This is a genomic window from Gracilibacillus boraciitolerans JCM 21714, from assembly GCF_000521485.1.
Lineage (GTDB): Bacteria > Bacillota > Bacilli > Bacillales > Amphibacillaceae > Gracilibacillus > Gracilibacillus boraciitolerans.
This window is the reverse complement of the sequence record NZ_BAVS01000001.1, coordinates 433291-452717: the sequence shown is the minus strand read 5'-3', so window position 1 is coordinate 452717 and position 19427 is coordinate 433291. Positions and strand designations below refer to the sequence as shown.

Here is a 19427-nt window from a genome sequence, read left to right as displayed (position 1 = left end):
AATTAGCATGGCGAAAAGACAGCAACTGACGGGTAAACAAAAGGCTGCTATTCTATTAATCTCTTTAGGACCTGATGTTTCAGCTCAGGTATATAAGCATCTTACACCGGAAGAGATTGAGAAATTAACGCTAGAAATTTCATCAGTGAAAAAAGTGGAAGGTTCCCAGAAAGAGGATATTATGGAACAATTCCATGAAATCGCCATGGCACAGGATTATATTTCACAAGGTGGAATTAATTATGCTAAAACAGTACTTGAAAAAGCATTAGGTGAAGAGAAGGCTGGAGATATATTAAATCGTTTAACATCCTCTTTACAAGTGAAACCATTTGACTTTGCCAGAAAGGCAGAACCTGGTCAAATCATTAATTTTATTCAGAATGAACATCCACAAACGATCGCTCTTGTATTATCTTATTTAGATTCTGAACAATCAGCACAAATTCTATCAGAATTACCACAGGAAATGCAGGCAGATATTGCAAAAAGGATTGCATTAATGGATTCAACATCACCAGAGATAATTGCGGAAGTGGAACAAATATTAGAAAGAAAATTATCGACAACAGTTTCTCAGGATTATACGCAAACAGGTGGTATTCAGGCAGTAGTAGAAGTATTAAATGGTGTTGACCGAAGTACAGAAAGAACCATTTTAGATACGCTTGAAATTGATGATCCGGAGCTGGCTGAAGAAATTAAGAAGAGAATGTTCGTCTTTGAAGATATTGTTACATTGGATAACCGTGCGATTCAGCGAGTTATTCGCGAAGTAGAAAACGATGATTTACGACTTTCTCTTAAGGTTGGCAGTGATGAAGTGAAAGAAATTGTCTTTAGTAATATGTCGAATCGCATGGCCGAAACCTTTAAGGAAGAAATGGAATTTATGGGACCTGTCCGTTTACGAGATGTAGAAGAAGCACAATCACGGATTGTTTCTACTATTAGACGTCTGGAAGAAGTTGGAGAAATTGTAATAGCAAGAGGTGGAGGAGATGATATTATTGTCTAATAATCCTCTACCACCAAGACAAATTCAGTTACGTAAAATAGAAGTAACGAGACGAAATTATTCTAAATTTGAAGCAGAAGATGAATTGCAATCTCTAAATCAACAGATAGAAGAAGCAGAAGCTAGTTTACAAGAAATCGTTGAAAAAACTGATAATAAAAAAGAAACAGCACAAGCAGAGATAATTAGGTTAAAAGAAGAATGGGAACAAGAAAAAATTCAGTTAATACAGAAAGCACAGCAAGATGGTTACCAGCAAGGATTCGAACAGGGAAAACAAGATAGCTTAGAACAATATCAAGCTATTATACATGATGCTGTAGATGTTTTGGAAAATGCAAAGAAAGAATATCATAAAATTGTCGCAGAAAGTGATGAAACAGTTCTACAGATTGCGATGACCACTTCTGAAAAAGTCCTTCATCAGTTATTGGATGAGGAGCCTTCCAGATTCTTAGCTGTAGCGAAATCAGTGGTGGAACAAGTGAAAGATCATCCGAAAATTAAATTATTTGTCTCAAGTAAATACTTTTCGCTTTTATTAGATAACAAGGATGAATTAAATTCACTTATCCAAAGTGATATAGAATTTATGATTTACCCTTCTACAGATTTAATAGGAGAACAGATTGTAATTGAAACACCTTTCGGCAGAATTGATGCTTCTGTGGACAGTCAGTTACAAGAAATTAGAAGCAGACTATTTCATGTAGTGGAGGAGATCACACGTGAAAACACAAATGTTACTGAATGAGATAGAACATATCGATACCTATAAAAGATTTGGCAAAGTCGATCGTGTGGTCGGATTATTAATAGAAGCAAGAGGTCCTGAAGCAAGGATAGGTGAAGTTTGCTACATTCATAATAAAATATCCAATCAAAAGATAATGGCTGAAGTGATAGGATTCTATGAAGAAAAAGTTTTATTAATGCCATATACATCTTTGCATAATATTGCTTCAGGTTGTTTAGTAGAAGCAACTAAGCAGTCCCTAAAGGTTAAGATTGGTAGAGCATTAATTGGGAAAGTGATTGATTCAACAGGTAATATGCTGGATGGTTCCCGATTACCAAAAGGTTTAAAAGAACATCCAACAGAACAATCACCACCAAACCCGTTGGAACGACCTAGAATTCAAACACCGTTCCCTGTCGGAGTCAAGGCAATTGATACAATGTTATCGGTAGGAAAAGGTCAGAGAATTGGGATTTTTGCTGGTAGTGGTGTTGGAAAAAGTACGTTATTGGGAATGATTGCAAGAAATAGCATTGCTGATATTAATGTAATTGCCCTGATTGGTGAGCGAGGCCGGGAAGTAAAGGAATTCATTGAAAGAGACTTAGGCCCTGAAGGATTAAAAAAATCTATTGTGGTCGTGGCAACTTCTGATCAATCTGCATTGATGCGAATTAAAGGAGCATTTACTGCAACAGCGATCAGTGAATATTTTCGTGATCTTGGTTATGAAGTAAATTTAATGATGGATTCTGTTACAAGAGTAGCAATGGCTCAAAGGGAAATAGGTCTTGCGATAGGTGAACCACCAACAACGAAAGGTTACACACCGTCCGTGTTTGCGCTGTTACCATCATTATTGGAAAGAACGGGAACAAGTAAAGATGGTTCGATCACTGCTTTTTATACGGTATTAGTTGACGGCGATGATTTTAATGAACCAATTGCAGATACGACAAGAGGTATATTAGATGGGCACTTTATTCTGGACAGAAAATTAGCTGAAAAAGGTCAATTTCCAGCAATCAATGTTTTACAATCCGTTAGCAGAGTAATGCCAGAAATTGTATCTGCAAATCGATTGAATCTGGTACAGAAAATTAGAACGATTTTAGCAACCTATAATGATAATGAGGAACTGATTCAAATTGGTGCCTATAAAAGAGGATCGAGTAAAATAGTTGACGAGGCAATCCAGCTTCAACCAAAAATAATGAATGCCCTAAAACAAGATATGAATGAAAATGTAGAGGATCAGACTGCCCTCAATGAACTAGAACAATTGCTGCAGGGGAGTAATTCCTAATGAAACAAATCGAAGGATATCAAAAAATAAGACTTCTGAAAGATAATGATAAAAAAGAAGCACAGTTTAAGTATCAGGAAGCTGCGGCAGAGTTCGAACATTATGCTACTAATTTATATGATCTTTTAAAAAGAAAAGAAGAAATTGAAGATAGTTATAAGCAATCTTTACATGATAAGTCGCAAATTGAAACATTACAATCCTATCATCAATATTTAAATTTTTTAACGCCAAATATTTTGAATATCCAACAAAAAGTAGAAAAGGCCAGAAAAAAGATGAATCTGTTACAGGAACGAGTTACAGAACAATACATTGAAGTGAAAAAAATAGAAAAGCTGATTGATAATAAACAGGCACAGTTTAGACAAGTAGAGAAAAAGAAAGATTTGATGTTAATGGATGAACTATCGATTCGTAAGTATTCGGAAAGTAAGGATAGGTGAAAAAATGGCAACTAATCCGTCTGAAGACAAAGAAAGAAAACCAGGAATTTTTCAATGGCTTATTATTATATTAGTGCCACTAATATTCACCATTATAATAACAGTAATCATTCTATATGTAATGGGTGTTGACGTCGGTAAGTATACGAAAGAAACGTTAAATAAAATTCCTTTTGTAGCACAAACTGTAGCGACCGATGAGGAAGAATTACATGAAAATAATTTGGCGAAAAAAGATCAGGAGATTGCAAACTTAGAAGAGGAATTAGAGACTGCAAAATATGAGACGCAAACCAAAGATACTACAATTGCAGAGTTAGAAGAAGAGATAGCCAACCTGACGACTCAATTAGCAGAAGTACAACAAGAGGAAACAGGTCCAGAAACGGATGAAAACACTGACGGCGCTTATGAAGACTTATCAGAATCATTTAGTTCGATGAAACCAAAAACAGCCGCACCGATCATTGAAAACATGGAAAATTCGATTGCTATTTCATTATTAAAACAGATAGATCCTGAGATTCGCGGTGAGATATTAGGCGAGATGGAACCAGAAATAGCTGCAGATTACAGCAGCCAATTAGTCAATCAATAAACGATAAAAACCATGAAAGGAGGTGAACTAAATGTTTATCGCAGCAAATATATTGTCAAGCTCAGTAATACCGCAACTAACCGGTTCGATAAGATCTCAAGTAAGCGGCAGTTCTTCCTTTCAGCAACAATTATTCGGAGCTAATAATGTCAAAGGACTGGATTTGAATCAAAATAAACTTGAGTCATTATTGGAAAGTTTACCCGAAGAAATAGATGTTGAAACTTTAAAACAGTTAAAAGAGTTATTAAACGGCAATCAAACAGACTCAGACCAATTACAGCAATTAGTAGAAAATTTCGAATCAAATAGGGAAACAAAGGATCCATTAGCGAAACTTTTGACAAAAGAAATAGATGTAGACACATTAAAAAATTTAAAAGAATTATTAAGTGGCAATCAGACTAACCTAGCACATTTGCCGGAATTATCGACAAAACAACTTGCATTAATAGAAGAATTGAGTATTATTTTTCAAGATTCAAAAACAATCTCCAAAACTCAATTAATGCAATCGGTACAACCTGACCAGCTTGAAACACTTGCAGAAATAATTACCATGCTAAGTCAACAGGAAAACTCTACTGAAAAGGATACATGGATAAATCAGATCATGGTTGTTCCTGTAAATAGCATACTAAACACAAAGGATCAATCTGAGAAGGTTACATCGATCGTAAATCAAGTGGAAGCTTTATTAAACAAGTTGGAACAGAATAAACTTACAAATCAAGATGTAAAGCAATTACAAGATGTATTAAAGCAATGGTCACAGTTAGATCAGTCTGCTAAAACAAATGCCCAAGCGTTATTGGCAGCAACAGCTCATCCTAAATCGAATGAGGTTTGGAATAAGCTCTTAGAGAATTTTCAAAATCGTTTAGCCTTGGAAAAAAACTATGGTCAAAGTCAGAAAGTAACACAACAGGATATTGCCAAATGGATTAGTAATGCATTGGAAAATCAAGGCGGTAATATTAATCAGGAACAAAGCCAGTCAAAAACAGAATTACAGACACTCATGAATCAACAAGTTAATTCGAAAGTGCAACAATTTGTGATTCATACACAGCAGACGAATACCGATCAACAATTGGCTCAAAAACAATTGATGGAGCAGTTTCAACAGGCTATTCAAAAGAGTAATTTTATGAAAATGACAAATGGAGCAAGCCAATTAATGTTACGACTACAGCCAGAACACTTAGGTGATGTGATGGTGAAGTTGACCCAGGTTAATGGTGAAATGATCGTAAAAATGATCGTAGCATCACAAGGTGCGAAAGAATTACTTGAAGGCAATTTAAATCAACTGCGCCATATGTTTTCACCGCAACAGGTAGTGATTGAACGCCAGGAAAATTTAACACAAACTGGTCAGGAAAAACTATCAGATGAAAATAATGATTCACTAGACGAAAATAGTCAGAATCAAAGTGATCAGCATGACGGGCAACAAAACGATTCAGAAGAACAAGAACAAATTAATTTCCATGATCTATTAATGGATGCGAAAGTGTAGGTGGTAAAAGATGACTACGATTGATCCAAGCTATTATCTGGCCAGTCAACCTAAATCAAGAGAACCCAGTACTAATTTAGGTAAAGATGAATTTATGAAAATTCTTATGACACAATTACAAAATCAGGATCCATTGAACCCGATGGAGGATAAGGAATTTATTTCACAGATGGCAACATTTTCTTCATTAGAACAAATGATGCAAATGTCCAAATCAATTGATACATTAGTCAAAAATCAAACCGTTTCACCTGTGATTCAGTACAGTCATCTAATTGGTAAAGAAGTCGAACATTACCGAATTGATAAGGAAACTGGTGAAATAGCAGTACCAAAAGAAGTTGTAACAGGTCAGGTACAGGCCATTTCTCAGCAAGAAGGATATGCTGTACTTGAACTAGCAAATGATGTAAAAATTTATACCGATGAAGTTCTAAGAATCAAACAAGAAAGTCCAACCGAATAGAGGAGGGAGACAATGGATCATCGAATTCATGCCATACATCCAAATATTCTTCCAACTCAACAGAATCACAGACAAAAAAATGTAGAAACGTCATTTAAAGAAATATTAGGTCAGCACTATCCATTGCAAATTAGCAAGCATGCAAAACAGCGAATGATGTCAAGAAACATCGACGTTAGTGAACAAAAATGGCAGGCAATTGAAACTAAACTTCAAGAAGCAAAACAAAAAGGTGTGAAAGAATCCTTGGTGATTACGGATCAGGCAGCATTTATCATCAATGCCCAAAAAAATACCGTGATTACAGCGATGGACAAGTCTGAATTACAAAGTAAGATATTCACAAATATAAATGGAACGATCATTATTGATTAAGCTGGACTCTACTAGAGAAGCTTAAAGTCGTGGACCGACAGAAGCGACATATATTCAAACAAAAAAAGGAGCATAACAATATGTTAAGATCAATGTATGCAGGTATTTCAGGTATGAAAGCATTTCAAACGAAGTTAGACGTAATAGGTAATAACATTGCAAATGTAAATACAGCTGGTTTCAAAAAGGGACGTGCCATGTTCCAAGATATGATGAGTCAACAAGTAGCAGGCGCAAGTGCACCAACAAATATTCGTGGTGGTATTAATCCGGCTCAAGTTGGAACAGGTGCACAACTAGGTTCGATTGACAATATTCATACACAAGGGAATCGACAAACAACCTCAAGACCATTAGACCTTCAATTGGAGGGAGATGGAATGTTTGTGTTCGGTTCTGGAATAGCACAAGACGCTGGTGTAGTGGACTTTGCAAATACGGAACTCTTATTTTCACGGGCTGGTAATTTATACTTAGATGATAATAATTATGTAGTAAATGCAAATGGTCAATATTTAATAGGACAAAATGGTTTGGCACAGAATGATAATGCTGTTGCAGGAGCTTCTAGAATAAGAATTCCTGAATCGGCACAAAGTTTCAGTGTTCAGGGTAATGGAGTAGTTAATTATGTAGATGAAAATGGAGAAACACAGGCAGCTGGTCAAATTATGTTAGCCAAATTTTCCAATCCTGGTGGTTTAGAAAAAGTAGGAAGTAACATGTATCGTTCTTCAGTAAATGATGGTGTATTTACAGATGATGGAGATGCAATTAATGGATTAGAAGATATTTATGCTCCCGAAGGCAATGGTACAGCTTCCATTGTCGCTGGTGCTTTAGAAATGTCTAATGTTGACTTATCAGAAGAGTTCACTGAGATGATTACGGCTCAGCGTGGGTTCCAGGCGAATACTCGGATCATCACTACTTCCGATGAGATTTTACAAGAGTTAGTGAACTTAAAACGATAAAAAAGGGGGGGGCAGAGGATTAAGGTTTAATCCCTTAATCCTCTCAAACTATGATTACATTGACGAAAATTAATAATGATCGTATAACTGTGAATGCCATTTACATCGAACGCATTGAATCATTTCCAGACACAACGATCACACTTACCAACCAAAAGAAATTGTTTGTCAAAGATACAGAGGAAGAAGTAAAAGAGATGGTTATCCAATTTTATAAAGAGATTGGCCTTCATCAAGTACAGCGAGAAGTAGGTGATCAAACTAAATGAATCCAAAAATTATAAAAATCCTTGTGATTATCTTATTAGTTATTACGATAGCAGGTGCTGTTATTCTTTATTTCCTGCTAAATAATTCAACTAATGATAGTAAGGCAATGACGTTAGATGAAATGGTCGAATATTCCTATACAACGGAAGAAATCAGAACAGATTTAAACGATGGTAACTTTGTCCTTATCCAATTTCAATTCATAACTAATAGTAAAGATGCCTTAGCGGAAATTGAAAAACGTGAATTTGAAGTGAAAAATATATTCCTAAAACAATCCGCAACTCTTTCTTCAACAGACTTTCAAGAAAACTTAACAACGATAGAAAGTAACATGAAAGAGGCCATGAATCAGAAGATGACAGAAGGAAAAATCGTGGAAGTGTTAATAACAAGTAAAGTGATTCAGTAGATTAAACACCTGGATGGAGGTGGAGAAATGGCAGATGAAGTTCTATCGCAAAATGAAATTGACGCCCTATTATCAGCATTATCCTCTGGTGAAATGGATGCCAATCAATTAAAAGAAGAAGAAAAAGAAAAGAAAGTAAAAGTTTATGATTTTAAACGAGCGTTAAGATTCTCTAAAGACCAGATTAGAAGTATTTCGAGGATTCACGATAATTTTGCAAGATTGTTATCAACCTATTTTTCAGCACAATTGAGGACATATGTACATATTTCAGTTGCTTCAGTGGATCAAATACCATATGAGGAATTTATTAGATCAATTCCAACCAAAACGATCTTAAACGTTTATAGTGTAGAACCGTTAGATGGAAGAATAATATTTGAATTTAATCCTAATATTGCATATGCGATGTTAGATCGCATGCTTGGCGGAAAAGGAGGTAGTCTAAACAAGATTGACAGTCTTACAGAAATAGAGACTACCTTACTTTCCCAATTATTCGAACAGGGATTAGATAATCTTCAGGAAGCATGGGGGTTCCGTTACAGAAATTGATCCAATATTAGAGGATTTTGAAGTGAATCCACAATTTTTACAATTAGTGTCTCCAAATGAAACAGTAGTTGTTGTCTCATTAGATACAACGATCGGGGGGGATAGTAGCGGTATGATAAATATCTGTATTCCACATGTGGTATTAGAACCTATTATTCCAAAGCTGTCTGTACATTACTGGATGCAAAATGAAAATACAAAAGAACGAAAACCTGAAGAATATCAATCATTAGCTAGAAATATCAAACAAACTAGCATAGATTTATCGGTTATTCTAGGTGAAACATCTATTACGTTAGAGGAATTTCTTTTCTTAGGTCGTGGAGATACCATCATGCTTAATAAAGGAATAGATATGCCATTATCATTGATGGTAGATCAAGAACCGAAATTTTATGTTCAGGCAGGAAAGCAAAAACAAAAATTAGCGGTTCAAGTAATAGAGGAAATCAAGGGAGGGGGGGATGAAGATGATGAATGATGGAATGTTATCCCAAGATGAAATAGATGCACTGCTAAATGGTTCTAATGATACGGAAGACTTTGAAGAGGATTCGGCGAATGTTGAAGCTTCCAAAGATGAATATTTATCTTCAATTGAAGAAGATGCATTAGGAGAAATAGGTAATATTTCATTTGGTAGTTCTGCTACAACATTATCTACTATTTTAAACCAAAAAGTAGAGATCACGACTCCTACTATTAGTGTTGTTCAAAAAGGTGAACTTAAAGAAGAATTTCCAGCTCCATATGTAGGTGTGGAAGTAAAGTATACGGAAGGTTTTACTGGTGCAAATCTATTTATATTAGAGGCTAAGGATGCTGCGATTATTGCTGATTTAATGTTAGGTGGTGCGGGTGCTCCGGAAACGAATGAACTAACTGACATTCATTTGAGTGCTGTTCAAGAAGCAATGAATCAAATGATGGGCACTGCAGCAACAAGCATGTCAACAGTCTTTAATAAAAGGGTTGATATTTCGCCTCCCATAACTTCAGTAATGGATGTGACAGCAGAAGAAACAAAATCTTTAACAGCGGAAGATGATGTATTGGTTAAAGTATCCTTTCATTTAAAAATCGGAACGTTGATTGATTCGAAAATCATGCAATTACTTCCGATTACATTTGCTAAAGATCTGGTTGATCAACTCTTAAATTCCTCCGATGATACTAGTGAAGCCAGCAATTCAACCACTGTGATAGAGGATAGTAGTCCTGGTCCGATTGATCATACTAGTGTGTCAGATAATCATCAAAAATCACAACAATCGAGCCAGCAATCAAGTGATTCGAATCCATCATCAACTGCTGAGCCACATCAACCAAGACAACTTGGCAGTTATGTGGGAGGCTCAAATGCAGAAGTTCAAGCAGCTTCCTTCTCTAATTTTGAAGAAGTTTCCTTACAGGAAAATGAACGTCGAAATTTAGATTTATTGATGGATATTCCGTTACAGGTAACAGTAGAACTTGGAAGAACGAAAAGAACTGTAAAAGAGATCTTGGAATTATCATCAGGTTCTATTATTGAGTTAGATAAATTAGCAGGTGAACCTGTCGATATTTTAGTGAACCAGCGATTAATTGCTAAGGGGGAAGTGGTGGTAATCGATGAGAACTTTGGCGTCAGAGTGACAGATATTGTAAGTAAAGAAGATAGATTAAAACAATTAAAATAGATAAGCTGGAAGGATGAAATGATATGACTAAACGAGTATTAATAGTAGATGATGCAGCATTTATGAGAATGATGATTAAGGATATTTTATCTAAGAATGGGTATGAGGTAGTTGGAGAAGCACAAGACGGACAAGATGCCGTTGAAAAATATAAAGAGCTGCAACCAGACTTAGTGACAATGGATATTACGATGCCTGAAATGGATGGTATCGCAGCATTAAAAGAAATTCAAAGTATTGATAAAGAGGCAAAAGTTATTATGTGCTCAGCAATGGGGGGGCAGCAAGCAATGGTTATTGATGCGATTCAAGCTGGAGCAAAAGATTTTATTGTAAAGCCATTCCAAGCAGATCGAGTAATTGAAGCAATTTCAAAAGTTATAGGTTAATGAGGTGGTTAGGATTCACCGTAAATTTATTTTTATAATAGTCATTACAGGGATCTTTATGGTATCAGATATTTCTACAGCTGAGACACATGCCATGGTAAATGATATGTTTAACAATCCATCTGAAGATCAAAAAGAAAATCAAAAAGAAAATCAAAAAGAAAATCAACAGGATACCGAAGACGAAACAACGGAAGAAAATATTGGTGAAGTAACGAAGGTTAGTTCACCAAACCTACTATTTAGTTTCTTGAAACTCTTTTTTGCACTAGCTATTGTTATTGCACTCATTTTCTTTATATCTAAACTTTTACAGAAAAAAAACGGTTTTTTCAAAAGCCACAGGGTAATTGAAAATTATGGCGGAATCACTGTAGGTTCTAACAAGTCGATACAAACCATTAAAATAGGTGATCGTTTTTTCGTTGTTAGTGTAGCAGATAATATTGAACTATTAATGGAAATTACCGATGATCACACCATTGAACAACTTGTACAACAAGAGGAAAATCCACCAGATGTAGTGGGTAAATGGAAAGAAAGATTTATGAAAACTTCCCAAGAGTCAAAAGTTACTCATAAACAAAATTTTGAAGAGATGTTTAATAAGGAGCTTTATACAATGAAAGAAGGAAGACAAAAAATATACCAAAAGCTGAAAGAGAGAAAAAAACATGATGATTAGTCTTATTGATGTATTTTCAGGTTCAGATGCCGAAAGTATATCGACTTCTGTTCGGTTGTTATTACTATTAACAGTCCTCTCATTGGCTCCTAGTATATTAATATTAATGACAAGTTTTACAAGAATTTTAATTGTCTTATCATTTGTCAGAACATCATTAGCAACCCAACAGATGCCACCAAATCAAGTGTTAATTGGTTTAGCCCTTTTTATGACTTTTTTTATCATGGCTCCAACCTTTCAGGAAGTAAATGAACAAGCGTTACAACCGTTATTTGAAGAAGAACTTACATTAGAAGAGGCATATGAAAATGCGAGTTTACCGATCAAAGAGTTTATGTCCAAACATACTCGAGAAAAAGACTTAGCGTTGTTTATGAATTATGCAGAGATCGATCGACCTGAAACGATCCAGGATATTCCTCTCACTACTTTAGTACCTGCGTTTGCAATCAGTGAGTTGAAAACAGCTTTTCAAATGGGATTCATGATCTTCGTCCCCCCCTTTCTTGTAATTGATATGGCTGTTGCGAGTGTTTTAATGTCAATGGGTATGATGATGCTACCCCCCCAGTAATGATTTCATTACCATTTAAAATTTTATTATTTGTTCTTGTTGACGGATGGTATATGATTACTCAATCATTACTAGATGGGTTTCTGCCATTGTGAGGGAAGAGTAGAGAGGAGTTTTTAGGTGAGTGGAGAGTTTGTTATTTCATTAGCAGAACAAGGGATTTTTACAATCTTATTAGTAACCGGTCCAATCTTAATACTTGCATTGGTAGTTGGTTTGCTTGTTAGTATCTTTCAAGCTACTACCCAAATTCAGGAACAAACGCTGGCATTTATTCCAAAAATTGTTGCTGTATTGTTAGGAATATTAGTATTTGGACCTGGAATGTTATCGACGATGGTTGAATTCACTGCCAATTTATTTCAAAATTTAAATCAGTTTGTGAGATAAGCTATGTTTGAATTAATAGATATTAATCGTTTTCCTGCATTTATATTAATTTTAGTTCGTGTTTTAGCATTTTTTGCAACAGTTCCAATATTCTCCTATCGAAATATACCAACACATTTAAAAATTGGCATGGGTGTATTTATCGCCTGGATTATGTTCTATACCTTAGAGGTTCCTGAATTAGCTTTTGATGGTATGTACTTATTACTGATTATGAAAGAAGTAACAATCGGTTTGCTGCTTGGACTTATTGCCTACTTGATTTTAAGTGCTATCCAGATCGCAGGTGGGTTTATTGACTTTCAAATGGGTTTTGCGATCGCTAATGTGGTAGATCCACAGACAGGTGCTCAAAGTCCACTAATTGGTCAATATTTTTATACGATCGCTATCCTGTTTCTGTTGACAGTTGATGGACATCATTTATTGATAAATGGACTGCTATATAGCTTTGAAGAGATTCCGCTCGATCAGCTCATTCAATTTGATACTATTGATTTGATCTTACAAACTTTTAGTAAAATGTTCCTGATGGCATTTCAATTATCGTTACCTATTGTTGGTTGTTTATTTTTAGTTGATGTTGCTTTAGGGATTATTGCCAGAACTGTACCACAGCTTAACGTCTTTGTTGTTGGTCTTCCACTTAAAATATTAGTTGCATTTGCTGTGTTATTTATGTTTGTGACTTTTTATATGATGATTGTTCAAAAACTTTTTCAATTTACGCTAGAAACGATGCAAAGTCTGATACAAATGTTCGGAGGGGGCTTAACAAATGAAAGTAAGGTTAGATTTACAATATTTCGCCGGTGAAAAAACCGAAAAGGCAACCCCCCCAAAGAAAAGACAGGATGTCAGAAAAAAAGGACAAGTCGCTAAAAGTCAAGATGTTAATACTGCTATTTTATTATTTTTTGTATTTATTATTTTGTTAATAACAGGTGGTCTTTTAAAAGACACTATGACAAGCATGTATAGTAAAACCTTCACGGAATATATTCATCATGAAGTAACACAAGAAGAGATATTTCGAATGCTTTTAGATTTTTTGTCACAGATCAGTATTGCAGTGGCGCCTATCATGTTAATCGCTATCGTAGCTGGAATAGCATCGAATTTTCTGCAAATTGGTTTTTTATTTACTGCAGAACCATTGAAAATGAAATTAAATAAGATCGATCCAATTCAAGGGGGCTAAAAGAATTTTTTCAGTCAGAGCACTTGTAGAATTAGTGAAATCTTTATTGAAAATTACCGTTGTGGGAATCATTACTTTTTCAATTATTTGGATAAACCGCGACGAAATCATGATGTTAGTAGATAAGGAAGTGAACAGCTCGTTAGCTTTTTTTGGCCAGATGACAATTCAAATGGGCATAGCCGCTAGCATTGGCTTATTGATTATTTCTGTAATTGATTATACCTATCAGAGATACGATTTTGAAAAACAAAATAAAATGTCAAAAAACGATGTTAAAGATGAATATAAAAATATTGAGGGCGATCCCCCTCATAAAATCAAAAATTAAAGAGAAACAGCGGCAAATGGCGATGCAGCGAATGATGAGTGAAATTCCTAATGCAGATGTTGTGATTACCAACCCTACACATTATGCGATTGCCATCAAATATGATGAAAATAAAGCAGATGCGCCATATGTTGTTGCAAAAGGTGTTGATTTTGTTGCGATGCGAATCAAAGATATAGCCAAACATCATAAAATCGTAATGGTAGAAAATCGACCTTTGGCAAGAGCATTATATGATCAAGTGTCAATTGGTCAAGTGATTAGTGAAGATTATTTTAAGGCAGTCGCCGAGATATTGGCCTATGTATACAGGATACAAAAGAAGATATAATTAATATTTACCTGAGCTATTGACATTGACGTAATACCTTAACCTTCCTTAAAGAAACAGGAAGCCGAGTTTTACCTAAAGGAGTTGTAAGTGAATGAAAGCTAGAGATTTTTCTGTATTATTTGGGGTTATATCAATTATTATTATGTTGGTTATTCCTCTTCCAGGATGGCTGTTAAGTATTTTAATATTAATTAACATATCTCTAGCATTAATTGTTATTTTGGTGGCAATGAATACGACAGATACCTTGCAATTTTCCGTGTTTCCATCATTATTGCTGCTTTTAACATTGTTTCGATTAGGTCTAAACGTTTCTACTACTCGATCTATCCTCTCTGAAGGGGGACGCTGGTGGTGTTGTTGAGACATTCGGTACATTTGTAATAGGTGATAATCCTTTAGTAGGTTTTGTTGTTTTCATCATCCTAGTGATCATCCAATTTCTCGTTATCACGAAAGGTAGTGAGCGGGTTTCGGAAGTTGCTGCGCGTTTTACACTAGATGCAATGCCAGGTAAACAAATGAGTATTGATGCTGATTTGAACGCTGGTATGATTAATGAACATCAAGCCAAAGAAAGACGGGAAAAAATCGAACATGAAGCAGACTTTTATGGTGCGATGGATGGGGCAAGCAAGTTTGTAAAAGGAGATGCGATAGCAGGTATTATCATTGTCCTTATTAATATTACATTTGGTCTTATTATTGGTGTGGCACAGTTAGGATTAAGCTTTAATGAAGCAATAGATATCTATATGCGACTAACAGTGGGGGGGGATGGATTAGTAAGTCAAATCCCAGCCTTGCTGATTGCGACAGCAACAGGGATCGTTGTAACACGAGTTGCCTCAGAAGGTAATCTGAGTGCTGAAGTTACAAAACAATTATTTCGATATCCAACATTATTGTATATAGCAGGAGGAACGATCTTTTTCTTAGGGTTAACGCCAATCAACTTTTTCTTAACGACTTCGATTGCCTTAGTATTAGTAGGTAGTGCATATTTGTTATCAAGAAAAACGAAATTGGAAGAATCAACTACACCAGAAGAAGTCGATGAATCAGAATCAGAAGCAATGAAATCGCCAGAAAATGTTGTCGGGCTCATCAATATGGATCCCATTGAATTTGAGTTTGGTTATGGTTTAATTCCATTAGCAGATTCTAATCAAGGTGGCGATTTACTTGATCGTGTGGTGATGATCAGACGACAGCTTGCCATTGAATTAGGATTAGTCATTCCTGTAGTACGAATTCGAGATAATATTCAACTGAATCCTAATGAGTATCGATTAAAAATTAAAGGTAATGAAGTCGCAAGAGGTGAACTACTTTTAGATCACTACTTAGCCATGAGTCCTGGAATTGAAGATGATGAGCTCGAAGGAATCGATACAATAGAACCAGCCTTTGGATTACCTGCTAAATGGATTACGGAAGAAACAAAAGATGACGCAGAAATGTCTGGTTATACTGTAGTTGATCCACCTTCTGTTGTCTCTACACACATAACAGAATTAATTAAGCGATTTGCCCATCAACTGATCGGGCGCCAGGAAACACAGCAATTAATAGATCATTTGAAAGAAAGTAACCCTATATTAGCGGAAGAAGTAACTCCAGAACCATTAAGCGTAGGTGATGTACAGAAAGTATTTGCAAAATTACTTAGGGAACAGGTTTCCATAAAAAACTTGCCAGTCATATTTGAAACGTTAGCTGACTTTGCCAAAATGACAACAGATACTGATCTTTTAACCGAATATGTAAGACAATCCTTATCTGCCCAAATTACAAATGATATTGTTCAGGGAAGACAACAATTAAAAGTAATTACGGTGTCAGGTGAAGTCGAAAAATTAATTTCAGAACATATTCAACAGACAGAGCATGGCAGCTATTTAGCAATGGATCCGGATACCCAGCAAAAGGTGATTCAATCCGTATCTGAAAATGTAGAGAACATTAGCTTACAAGAGGAAACACCTGTTATTTTATGTTCACCTACAATTAGAATGTACTTTAAACAATTATTAGATCGCTTTTATCCACAAGTGATTGTCTTATCCTACAATGAGATAGAACCAACTGCAGAAATTCAAAGCATCGGGATGGTGAAGGTAGCATGAAAGTAAAAAAGTTTAAAGGAACTACAATGCCAGAGGTTATGCAAGTAGTTCGTAAAGAGTTAGGGGGGGCAGATGCCGTCATATTAAATTCCAAAGTGATACATGAAGGTGGGTTCTTAGGGTTATTTAAAAAGAGAAAAATAGAGGTACTGGCTGCCATTGACCAAACACAACTGCCGAAGAAAAAATCTACACCTTTAAAAACGACAACTACTCAGCCTGTTGAGATAACCCAAAAAAATGCTAAAACAAATCAGGAAGATGTCCTTCAGGAAATTAGAGAAATGAAAAAGTGGATGCAAAAGCAAACAAATCAGCAAACAGAATTTTCATCTTCCTTCCAACAGGTGTACGATAAAATGTTACAACAGGAAATAGATCAGGAAATTGCCTATAACATTATTGAAGCGATACAGCAGAGAGTAAAGCAAGAAGACCTAGAAGAGAATCAGGTATGGAGTCAGGTGTTGTTTGAGCTTAAACACCGGTTGTCAAATAAAGGAATATTTGGTGGTGAAGTCTTTGATAAAAAATTTATTCACCTGGTTGGTCCTACAGGAGTAGGGAAGACTACAACTATTGCCAAATTGGCTGCAGATTGTGTGTTAAATCAGCAAAAGAAAGTTGCTTTTATTACAACTGATACATACCGGATAGCTGCTATTGAACAACTGAAAACCTATTCTAAAATTCTGGATGTACCTATTGAGATTGCATACAATTTAGATGATTATCAAAAAGCAAAAGAAAAATTTAAAGATTTTGATTACGTGTTAGTAGATACTGCCGGCAGGAATTTCAGGGATGAAAAATATATTAATGAATTAGGAAAAATTGTAGATTTAAATCAGGAAGTGGATACGTTTCTAGTCTTATCATTAACGACCAGAAGTAGTGATTTGGAAGATATTTATCAAAGGTTTTACAATATCCCGATTAAACAGCTTATCTTTACGAAAAAAGACGAAACTAAGACATATGGCCCTGTATTAAATTTGTGTTTAAAACACAATATAGGTGTCGCATATATTACGAATGGTCAGAATGTACCTGATGATATTGAGAAAGTATCCATTGAACAAATTGCGAAATTAGTTGTTGGTGATGAATAATATGTCCGATCAAGCAGCAAGATTAAGACAAAAAATAACAGGATTAAATAGTCAATATCATGCGAAAACAATTGCAATAGTAAGTGGGAAAGGAGGAGTAGGTAAATCTAATATTGCTCTTAACTTTTCGTTAGCACTTGCAAATGAAGGAAAAAAAGTTCTATTATTTGATTTGGACATAGGTATGGGTAATATTGACATATTATTAGGTAAATCTTCTAGATATTCAATTATAAATATGTTTGAGAATAATTTATCGATTTATGATATTATAGAATCAGGACCAAACTCTCTTTCTTATATAGCAGGTGGAAGTGGTCAGGATCACATATTTTATTTAGACGAAGAAAGAGTAAATTTCTTTATTGAGCAATTAGAACTATTACTTACGAAATATGATTATATTATTTTCGACATGGGTGCAGGGGTTACACGAGAGACGATTCATTATATTTTGGCAGTTGATGAATGTATGCTTGTGACAACACCGGAGCTACATCCATGACAGATGCTTATTCGATGGTTAAGCATATTTTATTACAACATCCAGTTGATATTCATTTAATTATTAATCGTTCAAGAAATGAAAAACAGGGAATTGATACGATGAATCGCATGGTTCTTACAGTCAAACGATTTTTAAAACATGATATTAGACCCCCCCTTGGAACAATACCTGATGATTCTGCTGTTGTCGAAGCGGTGATAGCTCAGCACCCTTTTATCCTGCATAAACCAAAATCAAAGGCTTCTGTTGCCATGGAACAAATAACAAAGCAATTTTTAGGTGAATTATCAAAAAAGAAGATAAATTCGGGATTTCTAAACAGACTAAAAAGATTAATAACAGAGAGGTAGAAATCTATGAGTAAAAAAAAAGTTTTAGTTGTTGATGATTCAGCTTTTATGCGAAAAATGATTTCAGATATTATCAATTCTTCATCTTATTTAGAGGTAGCAAATACTGCGAAAAATGGTAAAGACGCATTAGAAAAAATAAAAATATTGAAACCTGATGTCATCACCCTGGATGTGGAAATGCCAATAATGGATGGGATTTCAACTTTAGAGTTTATCATGAAGGAGATACCCACTCCAGTAGTTATGTTATCAAGTTTAACAAAATCAGGTGCCGATAAAACAATGGAAGCAATGGCTTTAGGTGCAGTGGATTTTATAGCGAAGCCATCAGGTTCGATCTCACTAAATATTAAGGATATCGAAGAAGAGATAATTAAAAAAACAGAACATGCTGCCCAAGCTAATTTTAGATTGAAGTTAAAGCCAATTTCAAATCTAAAGGTAATTCATTATAAACCGATCCGTAGTGATAGACCAATTGTAGCTATTGGATCTTCAACCGGAGGACCGCGCGCTTTACAGCAAGTCATTACAACTTTGCCTGGAAATTTTCAAGCGCCAATAGTAATTGTACAGCACATGCCAAAAGGATTTACAAAATCATTTGCTGAGCGTCTGGATAGACTTTCAGAACTTTCCGTTAAAGAAGTAGAAAATGGTGACATAATTAAGCCAGGACATGTTTATATAGCCCGTGGTGGTTGTCATTTTCGAGTGAAAGAGATACATAATCAATTAAAAGCGGAACTACGGGAAGAACAGCCTGTAAATGGACACCAGCCTTCTGTAGATGTCTTATTTGAATCTATTTCTAAAATTCCCAACTGTCATCCGCTTTCTGTTTTGTTAACAGGAATGGGTAGTGATGGTGCAAAAGGACTCATTCTATTGAAAAAAGAGCATCCAAAAACAATTTCAATTACTCAGTCAAAAGATACCTGTGTAGTTTATGGAATGCCACAAGCAGCAGAAAAAACTAGTTTAGTAGATTATGTAGAAGATCTAGAACATATTAGTCAAGTGTTAGTACAGAAAATACCTAAGAAGAGGTGAAG

At 35.2% G+C, this 19427-nt stretch carries 20 protein-coding genes and 4 pseudogenes; all 24 read left to right on the top strand.

The genetic code is table 11. The features are described from left to right. Positions 1 to 7: 7 nt before the first annotated feature. Positions 8 to 1018: a flagellar motor switch protein FliG gene (fliG, locus tag JCM21714_RS02310; RefSeq protein ID WP_035721438.1), complete on the top strand. Its 1011-nt coding sequence runs from the start codon at positions 8 to 10 to the stop codon at positions 1016 to 1018. Further along, positions 1011 to 1772, top strand: coding sequence for a flagellar assembly protein FliH (fliH, locus tag JCM21714_RS02305; RefSeq protein ID WP_158413460.1), 762 nt, complete (start codon positions 1011 to 1013; stop codon positions 1770 to 1772). The genes fliG and fliH overlap by 8 nt, the downstream gene beginning before the upstream one ends. Continuing rightward, on the top strand, positions 1747 to 3063 hold the full coding sequence (gene fliI, locus JCM21714_RS02300; RefSeq protein WP_035721432.1) for a flagellar protein export ATPase FliI: 1317 nt from the start codon (positions 1747 to 1749) through the stop codon (positions 3061 to 3063). Before fliH ends, fliI begins: the two co-directional genes overlap by 26 nt. Then, on the top strand, positions 3063 to 3509 hold the full coding sequence (gene fliJ, locus JCM21714_RS02295; RefSeq protein WP_035721429.1) for a flagellar export protein FliJ: 447 nt from the start codon (positions 3063 to 3065) through the stop codon (positions 3507 to 3509). The genes fliI and fliJ overlap by 1 nt, the downstream gene beginning before the upstream one ends. 4 nt (positions 3510 to 3513) lie before the next feature. Beyond that, the gene (locus JCM21714_RS02290) at positions 3514 to 4107 is read left to right on the top strand and encodes a MotE family protein (protein ID WP_035721426.1); all 594 of its coding nucleotides are present in this window, start codon (positions 3514 to 3516) and stop codon (positions 4105 to 4107) included. A 31-nt stretch (positions 4108 to 4138) separates the two neighbouring features. Beyond that, a complete protein-coding gene (locus JCM21714_RS02285) occupies positions 4139 to 5629 on the top strand; it encodes a flagellar hook-length control protein FliK (protein WP_035721423.1) in 1491 nt (496 codons plus the stop codon). Positions 5630 to 5639: 10 nt separating this feature from the next. After that, positions 5640 to 6095 carry a flagellar hook assembly protein FlgD gene (gene flgD, locus JCM21714_RS02280; protein WP_035721420.1) on the top strand — a complete coding sequence of 152 codons (456 nt, stop codon included), beginning with the start codon at positions 5640 to 5642 and terminating at the stop codon, positions 6093 to 6095. Positions 6096 to 6107: 12 nt separating this feature from the next. Next, positions 6108 to 6470, top strand: coding sequence for a TIGR02530 family flagellar biosynthesis protein (locus JCM21714_RS02275; protein ID WP_035721417.1), 363 nt, complete (start codon positions 6108 to 6110; stop codon positions 6468 to 6470). Positions 6471 to 6550: 80 nt separating this feature from the next. Next, positions 6551 to 7444, top strand: coding sequence for a flagellar basal body rod protein FlgG (flgG, locus tag JCM21714_RS02270; RefSeq protein WP_035721414.1), 894 nt, complete (start codon positions 6551 to 6553; stop codon positions 7442 to 7444). A gap of 50 nt (positions 7445 to 7494) precedes the next feature. Then, a complete protein-coding gene (locus JCM21714_RS02265) occupies positions 7495 to 7713 on the top strand; it encodes a flagellar FlbD family protein (protein WP_035721412.1) in 219 nt (72 codons plus the stop codon). After that, positions 7710 to 8126 (top strand): flagellar basal body-associated FliL family protein, encoded by a 417-nt coding sequence (locus JCM21714_RS02260; RefSeq protein ID WP_035721409.1) that lies wholly within the window; start codon positions 7710 to 7712, stop codon positions 8124 to 8126. The genes JCM21714_RS02265 and JCM21714_RS02260 overlap by 4 nt, the downstream gene beginning before the upstream one ends. Positions 8127 to 8153: 27 nt before the next feature. Beyond that, positions 8154 to 9162: pseudogene (gene fliM / locus JCM21714_RS02255) on the top strand (flagellar motor switch protein FliM). Then, complete coding sequence (fliY, locus tag JCM21714_RS02250) at positions 9152 to 10363, top strand: flagellar motor switch phosphatase FliY (RefSeq protein WP_035721407.1); 1212 nt, start codon at positions 9152 to 9154, stop codon at positions 10361 to 10363. The pseudogene fliM and the gene fliY overlap by 11 nt, the downstream one beginning before the upstream one ends. Positions 10364 to 10386: 23 nt before the next feature. Then, positions 10387 to 10752 (top strand): response regulator, encoded by a 366-nt coding sequence (locus JCM21714_RS02245; RefSeq protein ID WP_035721405.1) that lies wholly within the window; start codon positions 10387 to 10389, stop codon positions 10750 to 10752. A gap of 58 nt (positions 10753 to 10810) precedes the next feature. Further along, positions 10811 to 11437: a flagellar biosynthetic protein FliO gene (locus JCM21714_RS02240; protein ID WP_052000330.1), complete on the top strand. Its 627-nt coding sequence runs from the start codon at positions 10811 to 10813 to the stop codon at positions 11435 to 11437. Then, positions 11430 to 12109, top strand: a pseudogene (gene fliP, locus JCM21714_RS02235) (flagellar type III secretion system pore protein FliP). Before JCM21714_RS02240 ends, fliP begins: the two are co-directional and overlap by 8 nt. 25 nt (positions 12110 to 12134) lie before the next feature. Beyond that, positions 12135 to 12404, top strand: a complete 270-nt coding sequence (gene fliQ / locus JCM21714_RS02230) for a flagellar biosynthesis protein FliQ (RefSeq protein WP_035721403.1) — start codon at positions 12135 to 12137, stop codon at positions 12402 to 12404. 3 nt (positions 12405 to 12407) lie between these two features. Then, positions 12408 to 13220 (top strand): flagellar biosynthetic protein FliR, encoded by an 813-nt coding sequence (gene fliR, locus JCM21714_RS02225; protein WP_052000329.1) that lies wholly within the window; start codon positions 12408 to 12410, stop codon positions 13218 to 13220. Further along, a pseudogene (gene flhB / locus JCM21714_RS02220) lies at positions 13183 to 14267 on the top strand (flagellar biosynthesis protein FlhB). Before fliR ends, flhB begins: the two are co-directional and overlap by 38 nt. A 94-nt stretch (positions 14268 to 14361) precedes the next feature. Further along, positions 14362 to 16399 (top strand): annotated as a pseudogene (gene flhA, locus JCM21714_RS02215) (flagellar biosynthesis protein FlhA). Further along, on the top strand, positions 16396 to 17511 hold the full coding sequence (flhF, locus tag JCM21714_RS02210) for a flagellar biosynthesis GTPase FlhF (protein WP_035721400.1): 1116 nt from the start codon (positions 16396 to 16398) through the stop codon (positions 17509 to 17511). Before flhA ends, flhF begins: the two are co-directional and overlap by 4 nt. A gap of 1 nt (position 17512) precedes the next feature. Next, positions 17513 to 18016 (top strand): AAA family ATPase, encoded by a 504-nt coding sequence (locus JCM21714_RS20775; RefSeq protein ID WP_235182547.1) that lies wholly within the window; start codon positions 17513 to 17515, stop codon positions 18014 to 18016. Then, positions 18013 to 18369, top strand: a complete 357-nt coding sequence (locus JCM21714_RS20770; protein WP_235182546.1) for a MinD/ParA family ATP-binding protein — start codon at positions 18013 to 18015, stop codon at positions 18367 to 18369. Before JCM21714_RS20775 ends, JCM21714_RS20770 begins: the two co-directional genes overlap by 4 nt. A 6-nt stretch (positions 18370 to 18375) precedes the next feature. Further along, positions 18376 to 19425, top strand: coding sequence for a protein-glutamate methylesterase/protein-glutamine glutaminase (locus JCM21714_RS02200; protein ID WP_035721397.1), 1050 nt, complete (start codon positions 18376 to 18378; stop codon positions 19423 to 19425). Positions 19426 to 19427 lie beyond the last annotated feature (2 nt).